The organism is Pseudomonas glycinis (assembly GCF_054871425.1).
This window is the reverse complement of the sequence record NZ_JBTYHF010000001.1, coordinates 838,273-853,495: the sequence shown is the minus strand read 5'-3', so window position 1 is coordinate 853,495 and position 15,223 is coordinate 838,273. Positions and strand designations below refer to the sequence as shown.

Genomic DNA, 15,223 nt, shown 5'->3' with positions numbered 1-15,223 from the left:
AGAGAGTTATCTCTGTACAACTTTTCCTCAGCATAGATCGATGGATGTACAAGTCAAATGATTTGTATAAGATTTTTGTGCGGCGTTGATCTGTGGGAGCGAGCCTGCTCGCGAAAGCGGTGGGTCAGTAAAGGAATTTGTATCTGATACAGCGCTTTCGCGAGCAGGCTCGCCACCACAAGGGAAATCTATTTCCAGCCGAGTAACCAGAGTTTGCTGTCTTTCAGCACCTGCCAATCCAGCCGCTCGCTACGCTGGGTCAGCACCGCCTGCAATTCAACTTCCAGCACCGTACCTTCCTCGTCGCGGATCAGTTCGGTGACCAGAAAATGTTTTTCGCGATTTTGCGGATGGGCTGCTGTCCACTTCGACAGCAGCAATTTGCGCGGATTGATGCGATTCATTGCAGGTGTTCGTGCAAGCGACGTGCAGCCTCCTGACCACTGAGCCAGGCGCCTTCAACGCGGCCCGACAGGCACCAGTCGCCACAGGCGTACAGGCCCAGATCGACATCAGCCAGTGTGGTCCATTCATGGCCGGTAGCGGGGCGGGCGTAGAGCCAGCGGTGGGCGAGGCTGAAGGTCGGCGCAGGCATGGCGCTGTGCAGCAGTTCGGCGAAAGCACCGTGCAGATGCTCGATTACTGCTTCCTTGGAGAGGTCGATGTGTTGCCGGCTCCAGGCGCTGGTTGCATGCAGCACCCACGTGTCGAGAGTGCTGTCGCGCCCGGGTTTGCTACGGTTGCGCGCCAGCCAGTCGAGCGGGCTGTCCTGTACGAAGCAGCCTTCGATTGGCGTATCCAGCGGGGTTTCGAAGGCGAGAGCGACGGCCCAGGTCGGCTCCATTTTCACCCCGGCAGCGACGCCGGCAAGTTTCGGCGCGGCGGCCAGCAGCGCGGTGGCTTGCGGTGCCGGTGTGGCGATCACCACATGGCTGAAGGGGCCGTGGGTGCAGCCGTCGGCGTCCTGCAGATGCCAGTGCTCTTCGCCGCGATAGACCTCGGTGATGCGGCAGGCAAACTGCACGTCCAGGCCATCGAGCAGGCCGCGGGTGATGGCGCTCATGCGCGGCGTGCCGACCCAGCGGGTCTGCTCGTCCGGCGACATGTTCAGTTGGCCGCCCTGGAAGGTGTACAGCTGCGGCGCCCACTCGGCGGCCCAGCCCTGGCTCTGCCAGCGCTGCACTTCGGTGACGAAGCGCCGGTCACGCGCGGTGAAGTATTGAGCGCCCAGGTCCAGCGAGCCGGCGTCGCTGCGCTTGCTCGACATGCGCCCGCCGCTGCCGCGGCTTTTATCGAACAGTTGAACGGTATGCCCGGTCTCTGTCAGAGCCTGAGCGGCGGAGAGCCCGGCGATGCCGGTGCCGATGATTGCGATAGGTACAGTCATAGGGGCCTCGTTTACCTTTCTGTACAGACTACGCCGTCGATCAAACCTGTACAATTCTGTTTTTTGGTATAACTTCTAGCGTTCTCGTTCTGACAGCTTGGCCTATTGTTAAACCATAGAGCCTGCCCGATCGAAAAGATCCCTGCCTATAAAAATAGACTAGTGATCCGGGTTAAACGCCACGCGAGGAAGATGTCATGCACATATTGCTGACCGGCGGTACTGGTTTGATCGGACGTCAGCTCTGCCGGCACTGGCTGGAGCAGGGCCATCGGCTGACGGTGTGGAGTCGCCGCGCGGAAAAAGTCGCGCAGATCTGCGGCGCGCAAGTGCGCGGAATTTCGCGTCTGGAGGACCTCGGCGAAGAGCCGCTGGATGCGATCGTCAATCTCGCCGGCGCGCCGATTGCCGACCGCCCCTGGACCCATCGACGCAAGGCGTTGCTGTGGAGCAGCCGCATCACCCTGACGGAAACGCTACTGGCGTGGCTGGAAACTCGCGCGCAGAAACCGTCGCTGCTGATTTCCGGCTCGGCGATCGGCTGGTACGGCGACGGTGGTGAGCGTGAGCTGACAGAGCAATCGCCGCCCGGCATCGACGACTTCGCCAGTCAGTTGTGTATCGCCTGGGAAGAGACCGCGCTGCGTGCCGAGAACCTCGGCATCCGCGTGGTGCTGGTGCGAACCGGTCTGGTGCTGTCGGCTGAGGGCGGCTTTTTGTCGCGGCTGTTGCTGCCGTTCAAGCTCGGGCTGGGTGGGCCTTTGGGCAATGGTCGGCAGTGGATGCCGTGGATTCACATCGACGATCAAATCGCCCTGATTGATTTTCTTCTGCACCGGAATCAGGCCAGCGGTCCTTATAATGCCTGCGCGCCGAAACCTGTGCGCAACCGCGAATTTGCCAAGACCCTGGGCAGTGTGTTGCACCGCCCGGCGTTCATGCCGATGCCGACCCTGGCGCTGAAAGTCATGCTCGGCGAGCTGTCACTGTTATTGCTTGGCGGCCAGCGCGCGACGCCGGCACGCCTGGTGGAAGCGGGGTTCAGCTTCCGCTTTACGGATTTACGCGCGGCTCTGGATGATCTCTCCAGCCGCCTCTGAAATAGGACGTTGCATGACCGATCACGCTTTGCTTCTGGTCAACCTGGGCTCTCCGGCCTCCACCTCGGTGGCCGATGTGCGCAGCTACCTCAATCAATTTCTGATGGACCCCTACGTGATCGACCTGCCATGGCCGCTGCGGCGGTTGCTGGTGTCGCTGATCCTGATCAAGCGCCCCGAGCAATCGGCCCATGCCTACGCCTCGATCTGGTGGGAGGAGGGCTCGCCGCTGGTGGTGCTCAGCCGCCGCTTGCAGGAGCAGATGACCCGGACGTGGAAACACGGCCCGGTGGATCTGGCGATGCGTTATGGCGAGCCGTCGATCGAAACCTGTCTGCTGCGTCTGGTCAAAGCGGGACATAAGAAGATCACGCTGGCGCCGCTGTACCCGCAGTTTGCCGACAGCACCACGACCACGGTGATCGAGGAAGCCCGGCGCGTGCTGCGCGAGAAGAAACTCGATGTGCAGTTGTCGATCCTGCAGCCGTTCTATGATCAGCCGGAATACATCGAAGCACTGGCCGCCAGTGCGCGTCCGCATCTGCAGCAGGACTACGATCATCTGCTGCTGAGTTTTCACGGCTTGCCTGAGCGGCATCTGAGCAAACTCGACCCGACGGGCAATCACTGCCTCAAGGGCGCCGATTGCTGCCAGACTGCCTCGCCGGCGGTATTGGCGACCTGTTATCGCGCGCAGTGTTTCCGTACCGCCGCCGCCTTCGCCAAAAGTATGGGCCTGGCGGACGGCAAATGGTCGGTGTCGTTTCAGTCGCGCCTGGGCCGGGCGAAATGGATCGAGCCGTACACCGAAGCGCGGCTGGATGAACTGGCCAAAAGCGGGGTGAAAAAGATTCTGGTGATGTGCCCGGCGTTCGTCGCCGATTGCATCGAGACACTGGAAGAGATCGGCGATCGCGGCAAGGAACAGTTCCGCGAAGCGGGGGGCGAGGAATTGGTGCTGGTGCCGTGCCTGAACGACGACCCGCAATGGGCCAAGGCGTTGGCGACCCTCTGCGAAAGAGCGCCGCTGGCCCTCTGAGCAAGCCCGCTCACACAGTGATCGTTCCCACGCTCTGCGTGGGAATGCAGCCCGTGACGCTCCGCGTCACTGGACGCGGAGCGTCCCTTGAGGCATCCCCACGCGGAGCGTGGGAACGATCATTGCGGCGGGTTAAATCAGCGGCTCATCCGCCTTCTTGTTCTTCCAGCCGTCATTGCCCGGCAGGATCAGGTTCAGCGCAATCGCCACCACCGCGCACAGCGCGATGCCTTTGAGGCCGAAGTCATCAGGACCGGTGCCGGTGCCGACCAGCACACCGCCAATGCCGAACACCAGCGTCACCGAAACAATCACCAGGTTGCGCGCTTCGCCCAAGTCGATCTTGTGGCGGATCAGGGTGTTCATGCCCACCGCTGCGATCGATCCGAACAACAGGCACAGAATCCCCCCCATTACCGGTACCGGAATGCTCTGCAGCAGTGCGCCGAACTTGCCGATGAACGCCAGGGTGATGGCGAAGATCGCCGCCCAGGTCATGATTTTCGGGTTGTAGTTCTTGGTCAGCATCACCGCGCCGGTCACTTCGGCGTAAGTGGTGTTGGGCGGGCCACCGAACAGGCCGGCGGCCGTGGTGGCGATGCCGTCACCGAGCAGGGTGCGATGCAGGCCTGGCTTCTTCAGGTAATCGCGACCGGTCACGCTACCCACGGCAATCACGCCGCCGATGTGCTCGATCGCCGGGGCCAGCGCCACCGGAACGATGAACAGAATCGCCTGCCAGTTGAACTCGGGCGCGGTGAAGTGCGGCAGAGCGAACCATGGCGCTGCAGCAATTTTCGCTGTGTCGACCACGCCGAAATAGAACGACATGGCAAAGCCCACCAGCACGCCGGAAATGATCGGCACCAGACGGAAGATGCCCTTGCCGAACACCGCCACGATCAGCGTGGTCAGCAGCGCCGGCATGGAAATCATCATCGCCGTCTGATAGTGGATCAGCTCTGTGCCGTCGCCGGCCTTGCCCATCGCCATGTTCGCGGCAATCGGCGCCATGGCCAGGCCGATGGAGATGATCACCGGACCGATCACTACGGGCGGCAGCAAACGGTCAATGAAGCCGGTGCCTTTGATCTTCACGGCGAGGCCGAGGAAGGTGTAGACGAAACCGGCCGCCATCACCCCGCCCATGGTCGCGGCGAGGCCGAACTGGCCCTTGGCGAGAATGATCGGCGTGATGAAAGCGAAGCTCGACGCCAGGAACACCGGCACCTGACGCCCGGTGACGATCTGGAACAGGATCGTCCCCAGACCTGCGGTGAACAGTGCCACGTTCGGGTCCAGGCCGGTGATCAGCGGCATCAGCACCAAGGCGCCGAAGGCCACGAACAGCATCTGCGCACCGGACAGCACCGTGCGCCAGAGCGGATCGTTGAACTCTTGCTGCATGGTTACGCGTCCTTCTGCTTGGTGCCGAAGATCTTGTCACCAGCATCGCCAAGCCCAGGAATGATGTAGCCGTGCTCGTTCAAACGTTCATCGATGGACGCGGTGTAGATGGTCACGTCCGGGTGCGCCTTTTCTACGGCAGCAATGCCTTCCGGCGCGGCGACCAGGACCATGGCGCGGATGTCGCGGCAACCGGCCTTTTTCAGCAGGTCGATGGTGGCGACCATGGAGCTGCCGGTGGCGAGCATCGGGTCGATGATCATCGCCAGACGCTCGTCGATTTCCGGTACCAGTTTTTCCAGATAGGTGTGCGCTTGCAGGGTTTCTTCGTTGCGGGCAACGCCCACGGCGGAGACCTTGGCGCCCGGGATCAGGCTGAGCACGCCTTCGAGCATGCCGATGCCGGCACGCAGGATCGGCACGACGGTGATCTTCTTGCCGGCGATCTTCTCCACCGACACGGTGCCGCACCAGCCGGCAATGTCGTAGGATTCGAGCGGCAGATCTTTTGTAGCTTCATAGGTCAACAGGGCGCCGACTTCCTGAGCGAGCTCGCGGAAATTCTTGGTGCTGATGTCAGCGCGGCGCATCAGGCCGAGTTTATGACGGATCAGCGGATGGCGGATCTCGAGGATGGGCATGGGAAAGGCTCCGGCGGCGGGCAAAAAAACCGGCCTAGATTAATCTATCCGAGGGTGATGTCCTATAGGACATTCTGTACGTTAGTCCATAAGAGCTTGATTCGACCTCGCGGGATGCGTACCTTTGCCCGCTTTTCCAATTCCGCCAACCCCCTGGAGAGCGCCATGTCCGCTGATCTCGAGCATATCCGTCAAATCATGCGAGAGGCTGACTGCCTGTACACCGAGTCTGAAGTCGAGGCGGCCATCGCCCGCGTCGGTGCACAAATCAACGAGCAACTGGCTGACAGCAACCCGGTGGTGTTCTGCGTGATGAACGGCGGCCTGATCTTCTCCGGCAAACTGCTGACGCATCTGCAATTCCCGCTGGAAGCGTCCTACCTGCACGCGACCCGTTATCGCAACGAAACCAGCGGCGGCGACCTGTTCTGGAAAGCCAAGCCGGAAGTCTCGTTCATCGACCGCGACGTGCTGATCATCGACGACATCCTCGATGAAGGTCATACCTTGGGTGCGATCATCGACTTCTGCAAACACGCCGGCGCACGCAAAGTGCACACCGCCGTGCTGATCGACAAGGATCACGACCGCAAGGCACGTCCTGACCTGAAAGCCGATTTCGTCGGCCTGCCATGCATCGACCGCTACATTTTCGGTTATGGCATGGACTACAAGGGCTACTGGCGTAACGCCAACGGGATTTACGCCGTTAAAGGCATGTAAGAACCTGCATTGCCCCCTGTGGGAGCGAGCCTGCTCGCGAAGGCGTCGTGTCAGTCAGCATCATTGAAAACTGACACACCGCTTTCGCGAGCAGGCTCGCTCCCACAGTTGTTTTTGTGTGTGCTGATCATCCGCGTTACCCATGCTAGAGTGCTCGGCCCCGCCCCCCGGAGCCTGTCATGCGCCTCTTGATCTGCAGTCTCGCCGCCCTGTTGCTGTCTCTCAGCCTGCCGCTGTCTGCCGCGCCGATGCACAGCCAGTTCCTGCCGCCGGACGATCTGACCCTGCGCGACGCTGAACCCGAGCAGCAGCAACTGCTGCAAGTCAGCGAGTATTCGGTGGTGGTCGGTGCGCAGCGCCAGTCCAATCAGCAGCCGATTCCGGTCACCTCATCCTTGTTGATCCGCCTCAAAGGCAAATCGCTGAACAAGGGCGCGAGCATTTCTCAGGTGCTGGTGAGTTTCGACGGCGAAAGCAAAAGCCTGAAAAAGCCGGCCTACGATGACAAAAGCAAAACCCTGACGCTGTTCTATCCGCTCGCTCAGTACCGCGTGGTGATGGATCTGTTGCGTAATGACACGGTGTATGTGCAGTTCCTCAGTTATGCCAACGGCCATATCTGGGCCGATTTGCACACCGGGGCGATTCGTCCGCGTTGAGCCGGGCGGTCGGGCAGGGGTAAACTGCCCGCCCCGTGTCATGTCTGCGAGCTGGAGTCGGCAATGCGTAAAGATAAGAAACAAGTGATTGGTGACGAGATCGGCGATGAGCAGATCAAGCTGTTCCTCGATTTTGAGCCGGTCGACGCCACTTCGCCGTCGCTGCACAAACTGATCAAGGCCTATCGCGGTTTGCGCATCGATGATTTCGAGCGCTTTCTGGGCTTCTTCGTTGCGGCGGGTTTCGACGTGGATGGTAAGGACGCGCAGGGCAAGACTTTTGTGGAGCTGATCAAGGATCAGCGTAACGCCGTTGAGTACATCGAATTGATCGACAAGGCTCGCAGCTGAGGCCACCTCACTACAAAGGTTTGTAAGCCAGGATTATTGGTTCTTGCCTGGCCATAAAAAAACGCCCCGCACTCAACGAGTACGGGGCGTTTTTTATGCCGCAAGATCAAGCGAAGCTTGGTGTCTCGCTGCTTTCTTCAACCAGTTCCAGGGCGATGTTGTTCTGCGTGTTGATCTTGCGATACAGCGCAGCATCGGTTTCCAGAACCTTTTCACGGGCCGGGAAGATTTCCGCCAGTTTGCTTGCCCACTCGCCGGACGCCTTGGCCGGGAAGCACTTCTCGATCAGCTCGAGCATGATCGAAACGGTCACCGACGCACCTGGCGATGCGCCGAGCAGGGCAGCGAGAGAGCCGTCTTTCGCTGCGACCAGTTCGGTACCGAACTGCAGGATGCCGCCCTTTTTCGGGTCCTTCTTGATGATCTGCACCCGTTGGCCGGCCACTTCCAGGCGCCAGTCTTCGGCTTTCGCCTGCGGGTAGAAACGGCGCAGGGATTCCAGACGCTGTTCCATCGACTGCATCACTTCGCTGACCAGGTACTTGGTCAGGTCCATGTTGTTTTTCGCCACCGCCAGCATCGGCCCGATGTTGCCGGCGCGCACCGACATCGGCAGGTCCATGAAGGAGCCATGCTTGAGGAACTTGGTGGTGAAACCGGCGTATGGCCCGAACAGCAGGGATTTCTTGCCGTCGACGACGCGAGTGTCGAGGTGCGGCACCGACATCGGTGGCGAACCCACGGCCGCCTGGCTGTAGACCTTGGCCTGGTGGTGCTTGACCACTTCCGGGTTATCGCAACGCAGCCACTGGCCGCTGATCGGGAAGCCGCCGAAGCCTTTGCTCTCTTCGATGCCCGAAGCCTGCAGCAACGGCAGGGCCGCGCCACCGGCACCGAGGAAGACAAACTTTGCGTCGACTTCGCGGGTGTTGCCGTTGTTGACGTCCTTGATGCTGACGGTCCAGCCGGCGCCGTTACGCTTGAGGCCGGTCACGCGCTTGCAGTATTTGACCTGGGTGTCCGGGGCACTGCTCAAGTGCTTGAGCAACTGATTGGTCAGGGCGCCGAAGTTGACGTCGGTGCCGTTCATCACGCGGGTGGCGGCGAGGACTTCGTCCGGCGAGCGGCCCGGCATCATCAGCGGCATCCACTCTGCCATCTTGCCTTTGTCTTCGGTGTACTCCATGTCGGCAAACGCGTGGTGCTTGCTCAGGACATTGAAGCGCTCCTTGAGGAACGACACACCGCTTTCGCCCTGAACGAAACTCAGGTGCGGTACCGGGCTGATGAAGGATTTGCACGAGCCGAACGTGCCCTTCTTGGTCAGGTACGACCAGAACTGCTTCGACACCTCGAACTGGGTGTTGATGTGCACGGCTTTCTTGATGTCGACGCTGCCATCGGCAGCCTGCGGGGTGTAGTTCAGCTCGCACAGGCCGGCGTGACCGGTACCGGCGTTGTTCCACGGATTGGAACTCTCGGCGGCGCCGGAATCCATCAGCTCGACGACTTCCAGCTTGATCGCGGGGTCGAGCTCTTTGAGCAGTACGGCCAGGGTGGCACTCATGATGCCGGCCCCTACCAGAACTACGTCGACTGCTTCGTTATGCGCCATTTAACGCGTCTCCCAAATCTGCAGCACCAAATTGTCGGCATGGCTGCCAGGCGTTCCAGGGCAGGTCAGTGGGCCCGGGCTATCCGTGGTCAGGTGGGCCATGTCCGAATCTTCGCAATTTTTCGCAACTTCGACGGATGCGTGCGGCCTGGTTTCAAGCGTTCCATGAACGCATTTTCACGCAGGGCTGGCAATTCGACTTATGGTCGAGTCATCCGTTTTCGTGCAACCAAATCCGTAGCGGACAGGCTTCAGGCTCCGATGTTCGAGGTATACCCGGTCCTGTGTCGTTGGGCTGTTTCAGACGCTAATGGTGCATGTTCAGACGCAAAACTATTCATTTGCTCGCCACACTCTTGTGAAGTTGTGAAAACCCGTTTTTTTCACGCTCTTTTGAAGACGTGAACCTCAAAAAAGGGCTGCCTTGGCCTGGCACCTGCCCGCTAGGGCAAAACAACGCGGTGGCCGAGCGAATGACAGCTCTGCAGATTCGCGAAAAGCGGGTTTTTGCCGGAAGAACAGGCAAGCGCGCCAACTTCACTCGATCTGTGTGGGCGGCTCTCTGTGGGCGATTTTGATGTCGATGCATGCGCATTGACGCTGTTGCGGGGCCCGATCAGGAGACGTCCTTATAATCGGGGGGAGATTGTAGCGAAGAAATGCGCGCAGTTGCTCGTGTTTAATGACTTTTATTAGGCATCCGGTCAGATGCTCAACTGCACCTGACCCCGTGCGCGCATTTGTCGCGGTACGACCCGGGCGCTGGCGGGCAGCGGCTGGTTCAACCAGGTCAGGCGGATTTCTTCAATTTCCACCCAGCCGTCGCCCATCGGTTGCAGGCTGCACTGCTTGAAAGCCTGGCAACGGCCGTTGCGGTCGAGCAGGGCGAAGCTGCGATGCAGCGGGCGTGGGGCGAACAGCGAGATCAGATAACGCATGGCAGAGTTCCTTGAAGGAGGACTGTTTTGAAGCTTGTCGGCAAGCCATGACACCAGGGTGTATGGACGGTGAAGAATGTGTGACAGGAACCGCTTTCGGCGGGGTTTGTCTGACATTGCAGTATTCACTGTGCGGCGCTGGTTACGCGCAGTGGCCCACCGCTATACTGCCGGCCTGTTTGTGCCTGATTCTGGAGAGAAGAGCATGTTGCAACGCCTGTTGTTCGGTTTGATCACTGTCGCCGGTTTGACCCTCGCCGGCTGCGCCCACAGCCCGCAACAACTGAATCCGGAGCCGAAGCTGACCACGCAACTGCCAGCGGTCGGTCGCGGCCAGCCTGTCATCGTGCGTGTGGTCGACGGTCGTCCGTCGCCAACCCTCGGCACCCGTGGCGGTCTGTACCCGGAAACCAGCGCCATCACCGTACAGCGCGAGCAGATCCTGCCCAAGCTGCAGGCCCAGGCCGAAGCCGCCGTACGCCTGCTCGGCTTCACCCCGACCACTAACGCACCCAACGCGCCGCAGCTGACCGTGACCCTGGCCGAGCTGAAATACCAGTCGCCGAAAGAAGGCATGTACGTGACCGAAGCGACCATCGGCGCGACCTTCCGCTCCGACGTGCAGAACGCCAACCGCCGTTACAGCGGCCGTTACGGTGCGTCGCTGGACCAGCGCTTCGGCATGGCGCCGAATCAGGAGACCAATACCAAACTGGTCAGCGATGTATTGAGTGATGCGCTGACGCGTCTGTTCAAGGACCCGACCGTGGGTCAGGTGCTCGCTGAGTAAGTTTGCAGCGAATGTGAAAAAGCCCGGGGCCAGTGATGGTTCCGGGCTTTTTTGTGGATCTGAGATTTGTGTCGTATGGGAAATCGATTCCCCTCACCCCAGCCCTCTCCCGAGGGAGAGGGAGCCGATCGCGTGTGCTTCAAAACCTGAGTTCGGCGCGGTATCTCAAGTCGGCGTATCTACCGCAAACACCTCGTTCAGTCCCCTCTCCCCAAGGAGAGGGAGCCGATCGCGTGTGCTTCAAAACCTGAGTTCGGCGCGGTATCTCATGTCGGCGTATCTACCGCAAACACCTCGGTCAGTCCCCTCTCACTCTGGGAGAGGGCTAGGGTGAGGGTGCTTTTGACGTTCAGGCAGCCTGAGAATAGAAATCGAGCACGCTCACTCCGGTCAGCAAATCGGTCTCGGGCAAGTCCGCATGCTGATGCCCGCCCAGCGCGCAATACACTAGCCAGTGCCGGTCCTGCACGTTGAAGGCGAGGCTGCCGACCAGGCTTTGCTGGTCGTCGTAAGGGGTGATGAGGTACAGACGATCCTGGTTTTCCGCGTGCAGCATGTCGCATTCCATTCGGGTTTCGAGGCGCGCAGGGTGAAGCCTCCACGTGACGATGCCATGACACAGGGCAGCCATCGGTCGATTGTCAGGTTATTTGTCGCAAAGGCTGGGGCAGGGCGCCATGGTTTGGGTAGAATTCGCGCCGCGGTCGTCGGTCTGGCGTCTGCCACACCGGTTAAGTTCGAGGTCTGTGATGTCGCTGCACTTGATGACGCTGTTTACCGCCCATCCCGCCAAGTTGATCAACCTGCTGGCCTTGCTGCTGGCCTTTCCGGGCAGCTGGCTGCTGCACGCGACCCGCCGCCGTGAGCAACGCGCCCAGGCCAGTCTCGCCGCCCAGCGCCAGGCGCAGCCCAATGCCGAGCCGATGCTCGACTGGGCGACGTTGCGCATGAACCGGTTTTTCTATCGTTTTGGTTTTGCTTGCCTGGGGCTTGCTTTGATCGTCTCCTGGATCAGCACCCGCTTCTGAAGCAATAGCAAACCTGTGGCGAGGGGATTTATCCCCGTTGGAGTGCGCAGCGCTCCCAGGTTTTTACCTGAGAAAAACAGGGCCTGCTGCGCAGTCCAGCGGGGATAAATCCCCTCGCCACAGCTGTTGCCTACAGCGGCAATCCAGCCTTGACCCGATACTGGTTGCGCACCGGCGTCGCATATTGCAGCACCAAGTACGGCCGATGCTCAGCGGGGCAGGCGTCCAGACGGCTTTGCCATTCATCCTGCGCCTTGGCCAGTTCGTCAGCCGGGAACACCTCGGCCGCCGTCGGCACATTCAGTTGCGGATCGGCATCCGCCCACTGCGCGTACGCCAGGTAATGCACCGGGAACAGCCGGTAGCCGCCGAGAATCTGCTTGTCCATCTCGATCGCCAATTGCTTGGTGTCCTCGAACACTTCGGTGATCGGCGCGGCAAAGTTCACGTGCACGCGACCCTTGTAACCGGTGATGCCCTTGGCGATGCTCACGTCATCCTCGCCCGGCGCCTTGGCGTAGGTGCCGGTGGTGGCGCGGATGTAGAGTTCGCGGGCCTTGGCCTGGTCACACGGGTCGTACTCATAGCTGATCGACACCGGCGTCACGTTGAGCGAGCGGATCACTTCGCCGAACGGCTCGTCCTTGCGGCTCATGTGGAACATCTTGAGGATCGCCGACTCGGTGCGGTCGTCGCCGTCCTTCGCCCGACCTTCAGCCTGAGCAATCCAGATCGACGCGCAATCGTTGCGGATCGAGTGATTGATGTACGCCGACAGCAATTGATACGCAGCCATTTTCTCGCGACGGCCGGTGATCGAACGGTGGACGATAAAGCTCTTGTTCAAGCGCATCAGGTCACTGACAAACGGCTTTTGCAGCAGGTTGTCGCCAATCGCGATGCGCGGTGTCGGCAGGCCGGCGTGGTACACGGCGTAGTTGACGAAGGCCGGGTCCATGACGATATCGCGGTGGTTAGCGATGAACAGGTAGGCGCTGCCGGACTTGAATTGCTCGACACCGGTATACGTCACGCCGTCGGTGGCGCGCTCGATGGTGTGGTCGACGTAGAACTCGACTTTGTCCTGTAAGGTAGCCACGGAATTCACGTCGGCAAACTCACGACGCAGCCGATGGGCTATAAGAGGTTTGAGCATCCAGCCGAAGGCACCGGCAAAACGCGGGAAGCGGAAGTGGGTGAGGATATCTAGAAACGCCTTGTCGCCGAGCAGCCTTGCCAGTACCGCAGGTACTTCGCTGTCGTCGTAAGGTCGGATGGCATCGAATTCGCCCATCATGCTCTCTTGTTGGAAACGGCTAGGGTAAGTAAAGGGTTTGATCGAAAACCCGCGGGGCACGGTCTGAGAAGTAGTCAGACAAAAATAGCCCTGCAAATAGACCGGCGATTATACGCACAAGTCACTGGGGAGACCGCGATGCTGGAAAATGCACTGTATGAATGTCCGTATTGCGGTGAGGAAGTCGAGACCACTCTGGATTTGTCGGGGGGGGATCAAACGTATATCGAAGACTGCCAGGTGTGCTGTCGTCCGATCACCTTTGTCCTGCAGGTACATGAAGAAGAGTGGCATCTGGAAGTCTTCAGCGAAAACGAGTGAGGGCCGCGTATGCAGCGCATCTACGAACCGGCGAACCTGATGGAGGGCGAAATGCTCAAGGGCATGCTTGCCAGTGAGGGGATCGAGGCGCATCTGATCGGCCGTGATCTGGTGGGCGGTGCGGGTGAATTGCCGATCTTCGGCCTGCTCTGGCTGTCGGTGGATAACGATCAGGCCGAATACGCCCGCGAGCTGATCACCGCGTACAATGCCGCGCTGCCGTTGCCCGGCGACGAACCGGAAAGCTTTCCCGGCACGCTGGTCTGTTAGGCTGGCGCTGGTTTTATTCAGAGTTATGTTGCCCCATGTGTGGACGTTATGCCCTGTTTCGCTGGAACCGCGAGTTCGCGGCCCTGCCAGGTTTTCCCGCCGATCAGCAGGCGCAGTGGAACATTTCCCCGAATGATTCGGTGTTGATGCTGCGTGCCGAAGAAGATGGCCAGCGCACGCTGGCCCGTGCGCGCTGGGGCCTGACGCCGCCGTGGCTGACCGATCTGTCGAAGACCCCGGCCCATGCCCGCGCCGAAACCGTGGCCGAGCAACCGATGTTTCGTGAGGCGCTGCGTCTGCGTCGCTGCCTGCTGCCGGCCAACGGCTTTTACGAATGGCGCGGCACCCAGCGCAAGCGGCCTTACTGGTTGACGCCGGGGGAGGGCTCTTCGTTGTTTTTCGCGGCGATCTGGGAAGCGTATCCAGTGCAGGAGCAGGTCTGGCTGAGTACGGCGGTGATTACTCAGTCGGCGGCGAGTCAGCGCCGGCCGTTGATTCTTGATGAAGCGGGGCAGGCTGCCTGGCTTGATCCCGAAACGCCGCTGCATGTCTTGCAGGGATTGCTCGCCAGTGAACCGGCGGCGCTGCGCGAGCGGGTGCTTGCGAATCTGGTGAATGATCCGAAGTTGAACGGGCCGGAGTGTTTGACCCCGGCTTGATTTGCGTGGATCAAAAGCCCCTCACCCCAGCCCTCTCCCGGAGGGAGAGGGAGCCGAATGGGGGATGCTTCAGAGATACACCGACCTGAACGATCTGTTGTGAATCCATAATCGACTGTTTTTTTCCAGGTCGATGTAGAGCGCAAGACATCGCGGTCGGTCCCCTCTCCCGGAGGGAGAGGGCTAGGGTGAGGGGCTCTTGATCTTTCAGACCTTGAACTGATTGATCAACCGCCGCTGCTGTTCCGCCAGTTTGGTCAACTCGGCGCTCGCCGAACTCGACTCATCCGCACCGCCGGCCACTTCATTCGCCACCTGACCGATGTTGATCACATTGCGGTTGATGTCGTCGGCCACTGCACTTTGCTCTTCGGCGGCACTGGCAATCTGCGTGTTCATGTCGTTGATCACCGACACGGCCTGAGTAATGGTCTCCAGCGCTTCGGCCGCTTTCGCCGCGTGCTGCACGCTTTCGTCGGTGCGGTTCTGGCTGTCTTCCATCACACGCACGACATCGCGGGTGCCCTGTTGCAACTGCTGGATCATGCTCTGGATTTCTTCGGTGGCCTTCTGGGTTTTCTGCGCCAGATTGCGCACTTCATCCGCAACCACGGCGAAACCGCGACCCTGCTCGCCGGCGCGCGCGGCTTCGATTGCCGCGTTCAGTGCCAGCAGGTTGGTCTGTTCGGCGATGCCGCGAATGGCGGTGAGGATGGCGTTGATGTTTTCGCTGTCCTTGGCCAGCGTCTGCACCACCTCGACAGCCTTGCCGATTTCCACCGCCAGTACGCCAATCGAATTCGAGGTGTCGCGCACGATCTGCATGCCTTGGCTGGCGGCCTGATCGGCGTGGCTTGCCGCTTGTGCTGCCTGGGTGGCGTTGCGCGCCACGTCCTGGGCGGTGGCGGTCATTTCCTGCACCGCAGTCGCCACCTGATCGATTTCGGCCATTTGTTTCTGCACGCCGATGTTGGTGCGAATGGCAATGTCGGCGGTGT

19 protein-coding genes are annotated in these 15,223 nt (G+C 60.4%); 10 read left to right on the top strand and 9 right to left on the bottom strand.

Features of this window, described 5'->3' with window-relative positions; all coding sequences use genetic code 11:
• Positions 1-188: 188 nt before the first annotated feature.
• Both ACYSTU_RS03845 and ACYSTU_RS03840 read right to left on the bottom strand, forming a co-directional pair.
• Positions 189-404 (bottom strand): TIGR02450 family Trp-rich protein, encoded by a 216-nt coding sequence (locus ACYSTU_RS03845; RefSeq protein WP_016773224.1) that lies wholly within the window; start codon positions 402-404, stop codon positions 189-191.
• On the bottom strand, positions 401-1,387 hold the full coding sequence (locus tag ACYSTU_RS03840) for an NAD(P)/FAD-dependent oxidoreductase (protein ID WP_024014282.1): 987 nt from the start codon (positions 1,385-1,387) through the stop codon (positions 401-403). Before ACYSTU_RS03840 ends, ACYSTU_RS03845 begins: the two co-directional genes overlap by 4 nt.
• 197 nt (positions 1,388-1,584) lie before the next feature.
• Between ACYSTU_RS03840 and ACYSTU_RS03835 the strand changes: the two genes are divergently transcribed.
• Positions 1,585-2,487 carry a TIGR01777 family oxidoreductase gene (locus ACYSTU_RS03835; RefSeq protein WP_498996083.1) on the top strand — a complete coding sequence of 301 codons (903 nt, stop codon included), beginning with the start codon at positions 1,585-1,587 and terminating at the stop codon, positions 2,485-2,487.
• 13 nt (positions 2,488-2,500) lie between these two features.
• Positions 2,501-3,526 carry a ferrochelatase gene (hemH, locus tag ACYSTU_RS03830; protein ID WP_122507857.1) on the top strand — a complete coding sequence of 342 codons (1,026 nt, stop codon included), beginning with the start codon at positions 2,501-2,503 and terminating at the stop codon, positions 3,524-3,526.
• Between the two features lie 132 nt (positions 3,527-3,658).
• Here the strand turns inward: hemH and ACYSTU_RS03825 are convergent, their stop codons facing one another.
• Positions 3,659-4,933 (bottom strand): uracil-xanthine permease family protein, encoded by a 1,275-nt coding sequence (locus ACYSTU_RS03825; RefSeq protein ID WP_027612217.1) that lies wholly within the window; start codon positions 4,931-4,933, stop codon positions 3,659-3,661.
• 2 nt (positions 4,934-4,935) lie between these two features.
• Positions 4,936-5,574: a uracil phosphoribosyltransferase gene (gene upp, locus ACYSTU_RS03820; RefSeq protein WP_090286199.1), complete on the bottom strand. Its 639-nt coding sequence runs from the start codon at positions 5,572-5,574 to the stop codon at positions 4,936-4,938.
• Between the two features lie 165 nt (positions 5,575-5,739).
• Between upp and ACYSTU_RS03815 the strand changes: the two genes are divergently transcribed.
• The 3 genes from ACYSTU_RS03815 to ACYSTU_RS03805 all read left to right on the top strand — a co-directional run bounded on the left by ACYSTU_RS03815 (position 5,740) and on the right by ACYSTU_RS03805 (position 7,307).
• Entirely contained in the window at positions 5,740-6,297 is a 558-nt protein-coding gene (locus ACYSTU_RS03815; RefSeq protein WP_016773231.1) for a hypoxanthine-guanine phosphoribosyltransferase, read from the top strand.
• Between the two features lie 179 nt (positions 6,298-6,476).
• On the top strand, positions 6,477-6,956 hold the full coding sequence (locus tag ACYSTU_RS03810; protein ID WP_016773232.1) for a hypothetical protein: 480 nt from the start codon (positions 6,477-6,479) through the stop codon (positions 6,954-6,956).
• A 63-nt stretch (positions 6,957-7,019) separates the two neighbouring features.
• Positions 7,020-7,307, top strand: coding sequence for a PA4642 family protein (locus ACYSTU_RS03805; RefSeq protein WP_498996077.1), 288 nt, complete (start codon positions 7,020-7,022; stop codon positions 7,305-7,307).
• Positions 7,308-7,413: 106 nt separating this feature from the next.
• Here ACYSTU_RS03805 and mqo read toward each other — a convergent pair whose 3' ends face one another.
• Together mqo and ACYSTU_RS03795 are read right to left on the bottom strand one after the other, a co-directional pair.
• On the bottom strand, positions 7,414-8,922 hold the full coding sequence (gene mqo, locus ACYSTU_RS03800; RefSeq protein WP_024014277.1) for a malate dehydrogenase (quinone): 1,509 nt from the start codon (positions 8,920-8,922) through the stop codon (positions 7,414-7,416).
• 704 nt (positions 8,923-9,626) lie between these two features.
• Positions 9,627-9,860, bottom strand: coding sequence for a hypothetical protein (locus ACYSTU_RS03795; RefSeq protein WP_016773235.1), 234 nt, complete (start codon positions 9,858-9,860; stop codon positions 9,627-9,629).
• Positions 9,861-10,065: 205 nt separating this feature from the next.
• On the opposite strand from ACYSTU_RS03795, the gene ACYSTU_RS03790 reads away from it, so the two are divergent.
• The gene (locus tag ACYSTU_RS03790) at positions 10,066-10,650 is read left to right on the top strand and encodes a YajG family lipoprotein (RefSeq protein ID WP_024014276.1); all 585 of its coding nucleotides are present in this window, start codon (positions 10,066-10,068) and stop codon (positions 10,648-10,650) included.
• A gap of 349 nt (positions 10,651-10,999) precedes the next feature.
• On the opposite strand, the gene ACYSTU_RS03785 is transcribed toward ACYSTU_RS03790, so the two are convergent.
• Positions 11,000-11,206 carry a hypothetical protein gene (locus ACYSTU_RS03785; protein ID WP_016770662.1) on the bottom strand — a complete coding sequence of 69 codons (207 nt, stop codon included), beginning with the start codon at positions 11,204-11,206 and terminating at the stop codon, positions 11,000-11,002.
• 193 nt (positions 11,207-11,399) lie between these two features.
• Between ACYSTU_RS03785 and ACYSTU_RS03780 the strand changes: the two genes are divergently transcribed.
• On the top strand, positions 11,400-11,678 hold the full coding sequence (locus ACYSTU_RS03780; RefSeq protein ID WP_016770663.1) for a hypothetical protein: 279 nt from the start codon (positions 11,400-11,402) through the stop codon (positions 11,676-11,678).
• Positions 11,679-11,808: 130 nt separating this feature from the next.
• On the opposite strand, the gene ACYSTU_RS03775 is transcribed toward ACYSTU_RS03780, so the two are convergent.
• On the bottom strand, positions 11,809-12,975 hold the full coding sequence (locus tag ACYSTU_RS03775; RefSeq protein ID WP_041479984.1) for a 1-acyl-sn-glycerol-3-phosphate acyltransferase: 1,167 nt from the start codon (positions 12,973-12,975) through the stop codon (positions 11,809-11,811).
• 138 nt (positions 12,976-13,113) lie between these two features.
• Between ACYSTU_RS03775 and ACYSTU_RS03770 the strand changes: the two genes are divergently transcribed.
• From ACYSTU_RS03770 to ACYSTU_RS03760, 3 genes are read left to right on the top strand one after another with little or no spacing between them, the layout of a single operon-like run.
• A complete protein-coding gene (locus tag ACYSTU_RS03770; protein WP_024014273.1) occupies positions 13,114-13,296 on the top strand; it encodes a CPXCG motif-containing cysteine-rich protein in 183 nt (60 codons plus the stop codon).
• 9 nt (positions 13,297-13,305) lie between these two features.
• Entirely contained in the window at positions 13,306-13,566 is a 261-nt protein-coding gene (locus ACYSTU_RS03765) for a putative signal transducing protein (protein WP_024014272.1), read from the top strand.
• Between the two features lie 35 nt (positions 13,567-13,601).
• Positions 13,602-14,225, top strand: a complete 624-nt coding sequence (locus ACYSTU_RS03760) for an SOS response-associated peptidase (RefSeq protein WP_024014271.1) — start codon at positions 13,602-13,604, stop codon at positions 14,223-14,225.
• Between the two features lie 207 nt (positions 14,226-14,432).
• Here the strand turns inward: ACYSTU_RS03760 and ACYSTU_RS03755 are convergent, their stop codons facing one another.
• Entirely contained in the window at positions 14,433-15,176 is a 744-nt protein-coding gene (locus ACYSTU_RS03755; RefSeq protein WP_498996202.1) for a methyl-accepting chemotaxis protein, read from the bottom strand.
• Between the last annotated feature and the right edge of the window lie 47 nt (positions 15,177-15,223).

Coding starts and splice junctions, on each gene's coding strand:
- ACYSTU_RS03755 (WP_498996202.1), bottom strand. CDS start 15,176: ATGGCCGAAATCGATCAGGTGGCGACTGCGGTGCAGGAAATGACCGCC.
- upp (WP_090286199.1), bottom strand. CDS start 5,574: ATGCCCATCCTCGAGATCCGCCATCCGCTGATCCGTCATAAACTCGGC.
- hemH (WP_122507857.1), top strand. CDS start 2,501: ATGACCGATCACGCTTTGCTTCTGGTCAACCTGGGCTCTCCGGCCTCC.
- ACYSTU_RS03825 (WP_027612217.1), bottom strand. CDS start 4,933: ATGCAGCAAGAGTTCAACGATCCGCTCTGGCGCACGGTGCTGTCCGGT.
- ACYSTU_RS03770 (WP_024014273.1), top strand. CDS start 13,114: ATGCTGGAAAATGCACTGTATGAATGTCCGTATTGCGGTGAGGAAGTC.
- mqo (WP_024014277.1), bottom strand. CDS start 8,922: ATGGCGCATAACGAAGCAGTCGACGTAGTTCTGGTAGGGGCCGGCATC.
- ACYSTU_RS03840 (WP_024014282.1), bottom strand. CDS start 1,387: ATGACTGTACCTATCGCAATCATCGGCACCGGCATCGCCGGGCTCTCC.
- ACYSTU_RS03810 (WP_016773232.1), top strand. CDS start 6,477: ATGCGCCTCTTGATCTGCAGTCTCGCCGCCCTGTTGCTGTCTCTCAGC.
- ACYSTU_RS03795 (WP_016773235.1), bottom strand. CDS start 9,860: ATGCGTTATCTGATCTCGCTGTTCGCCCCACGCCCGCTGCATCGCAGC.
- ACYSTU_RS03775 (WP_041479984.1), bottom strand. CDS start 12,975: ATGATGGGCGAATTCGATGCCATCCGACCTTACGACGACAGCGAAGTA.
- ACYSTU_RS03760 (WP_024014271.1), top strand. CDS start 13,602: ATGTGTGGACGTTATGCCCTGTTTCGCTGGAACCGCGAGTTCGCGGCC.
- ACYSTU_RS03805 (WP_498996077.1), top strand. CDS start 7,020: ATGCGTAAAGATAAGAAACAAGTGATTGGTGACGAGATCGGCGATGAG.
- ACYSTU_RS03780 (WP_016770663.1), top strand. CDS start 11,400: ATGTCGCTGCACTTGATGACGCTGTTTACCGCCCATCCCGCCAAGTTG.
- ACYSTU_RS03790 (WP_024014276.1), top strand. CDS start 10,066: ATGTTGCAACGCCTGTTGTTCGGTTTGATCACTGTCGCCGGTTTGACC.
- ACYSTU_RS03815 (WP_016773231.1), top strand. CDS start 5,740: ATGTCCGCTGATCTCGAGCATATCCGTCAAATCATGCGAGAGGCTGAC.
- ACYSTU_RS03835 (WP_498996083.1), top strand. CDS start 1,585: ATGCACATATTGCTGACCGGCGGTACTGGTTTGATCGGACGTCAGCTC.
- ACYSTU_RS03785 (WP_016770662.1), bottom strand. CDS start 11,206: ATGCTGCACGCGGAAAACCAGGATCGTCTGTACCTCATCACCCCTTAC.
- ACYSTU_RS03845 (WP_016773224.1), bottom strand. CDS start 404: ATGAATCGCATCAATCCGCGCAAATTGCTGCTGTCGAAGTGGACAGCA.
- ACYSTU_RS03765 (WP_024014272.1), top strand. CDS start 13,306: ATGCAGCGCATCTACGAACCGGCGAACCTGATGGAGGGCGAAATGCTC.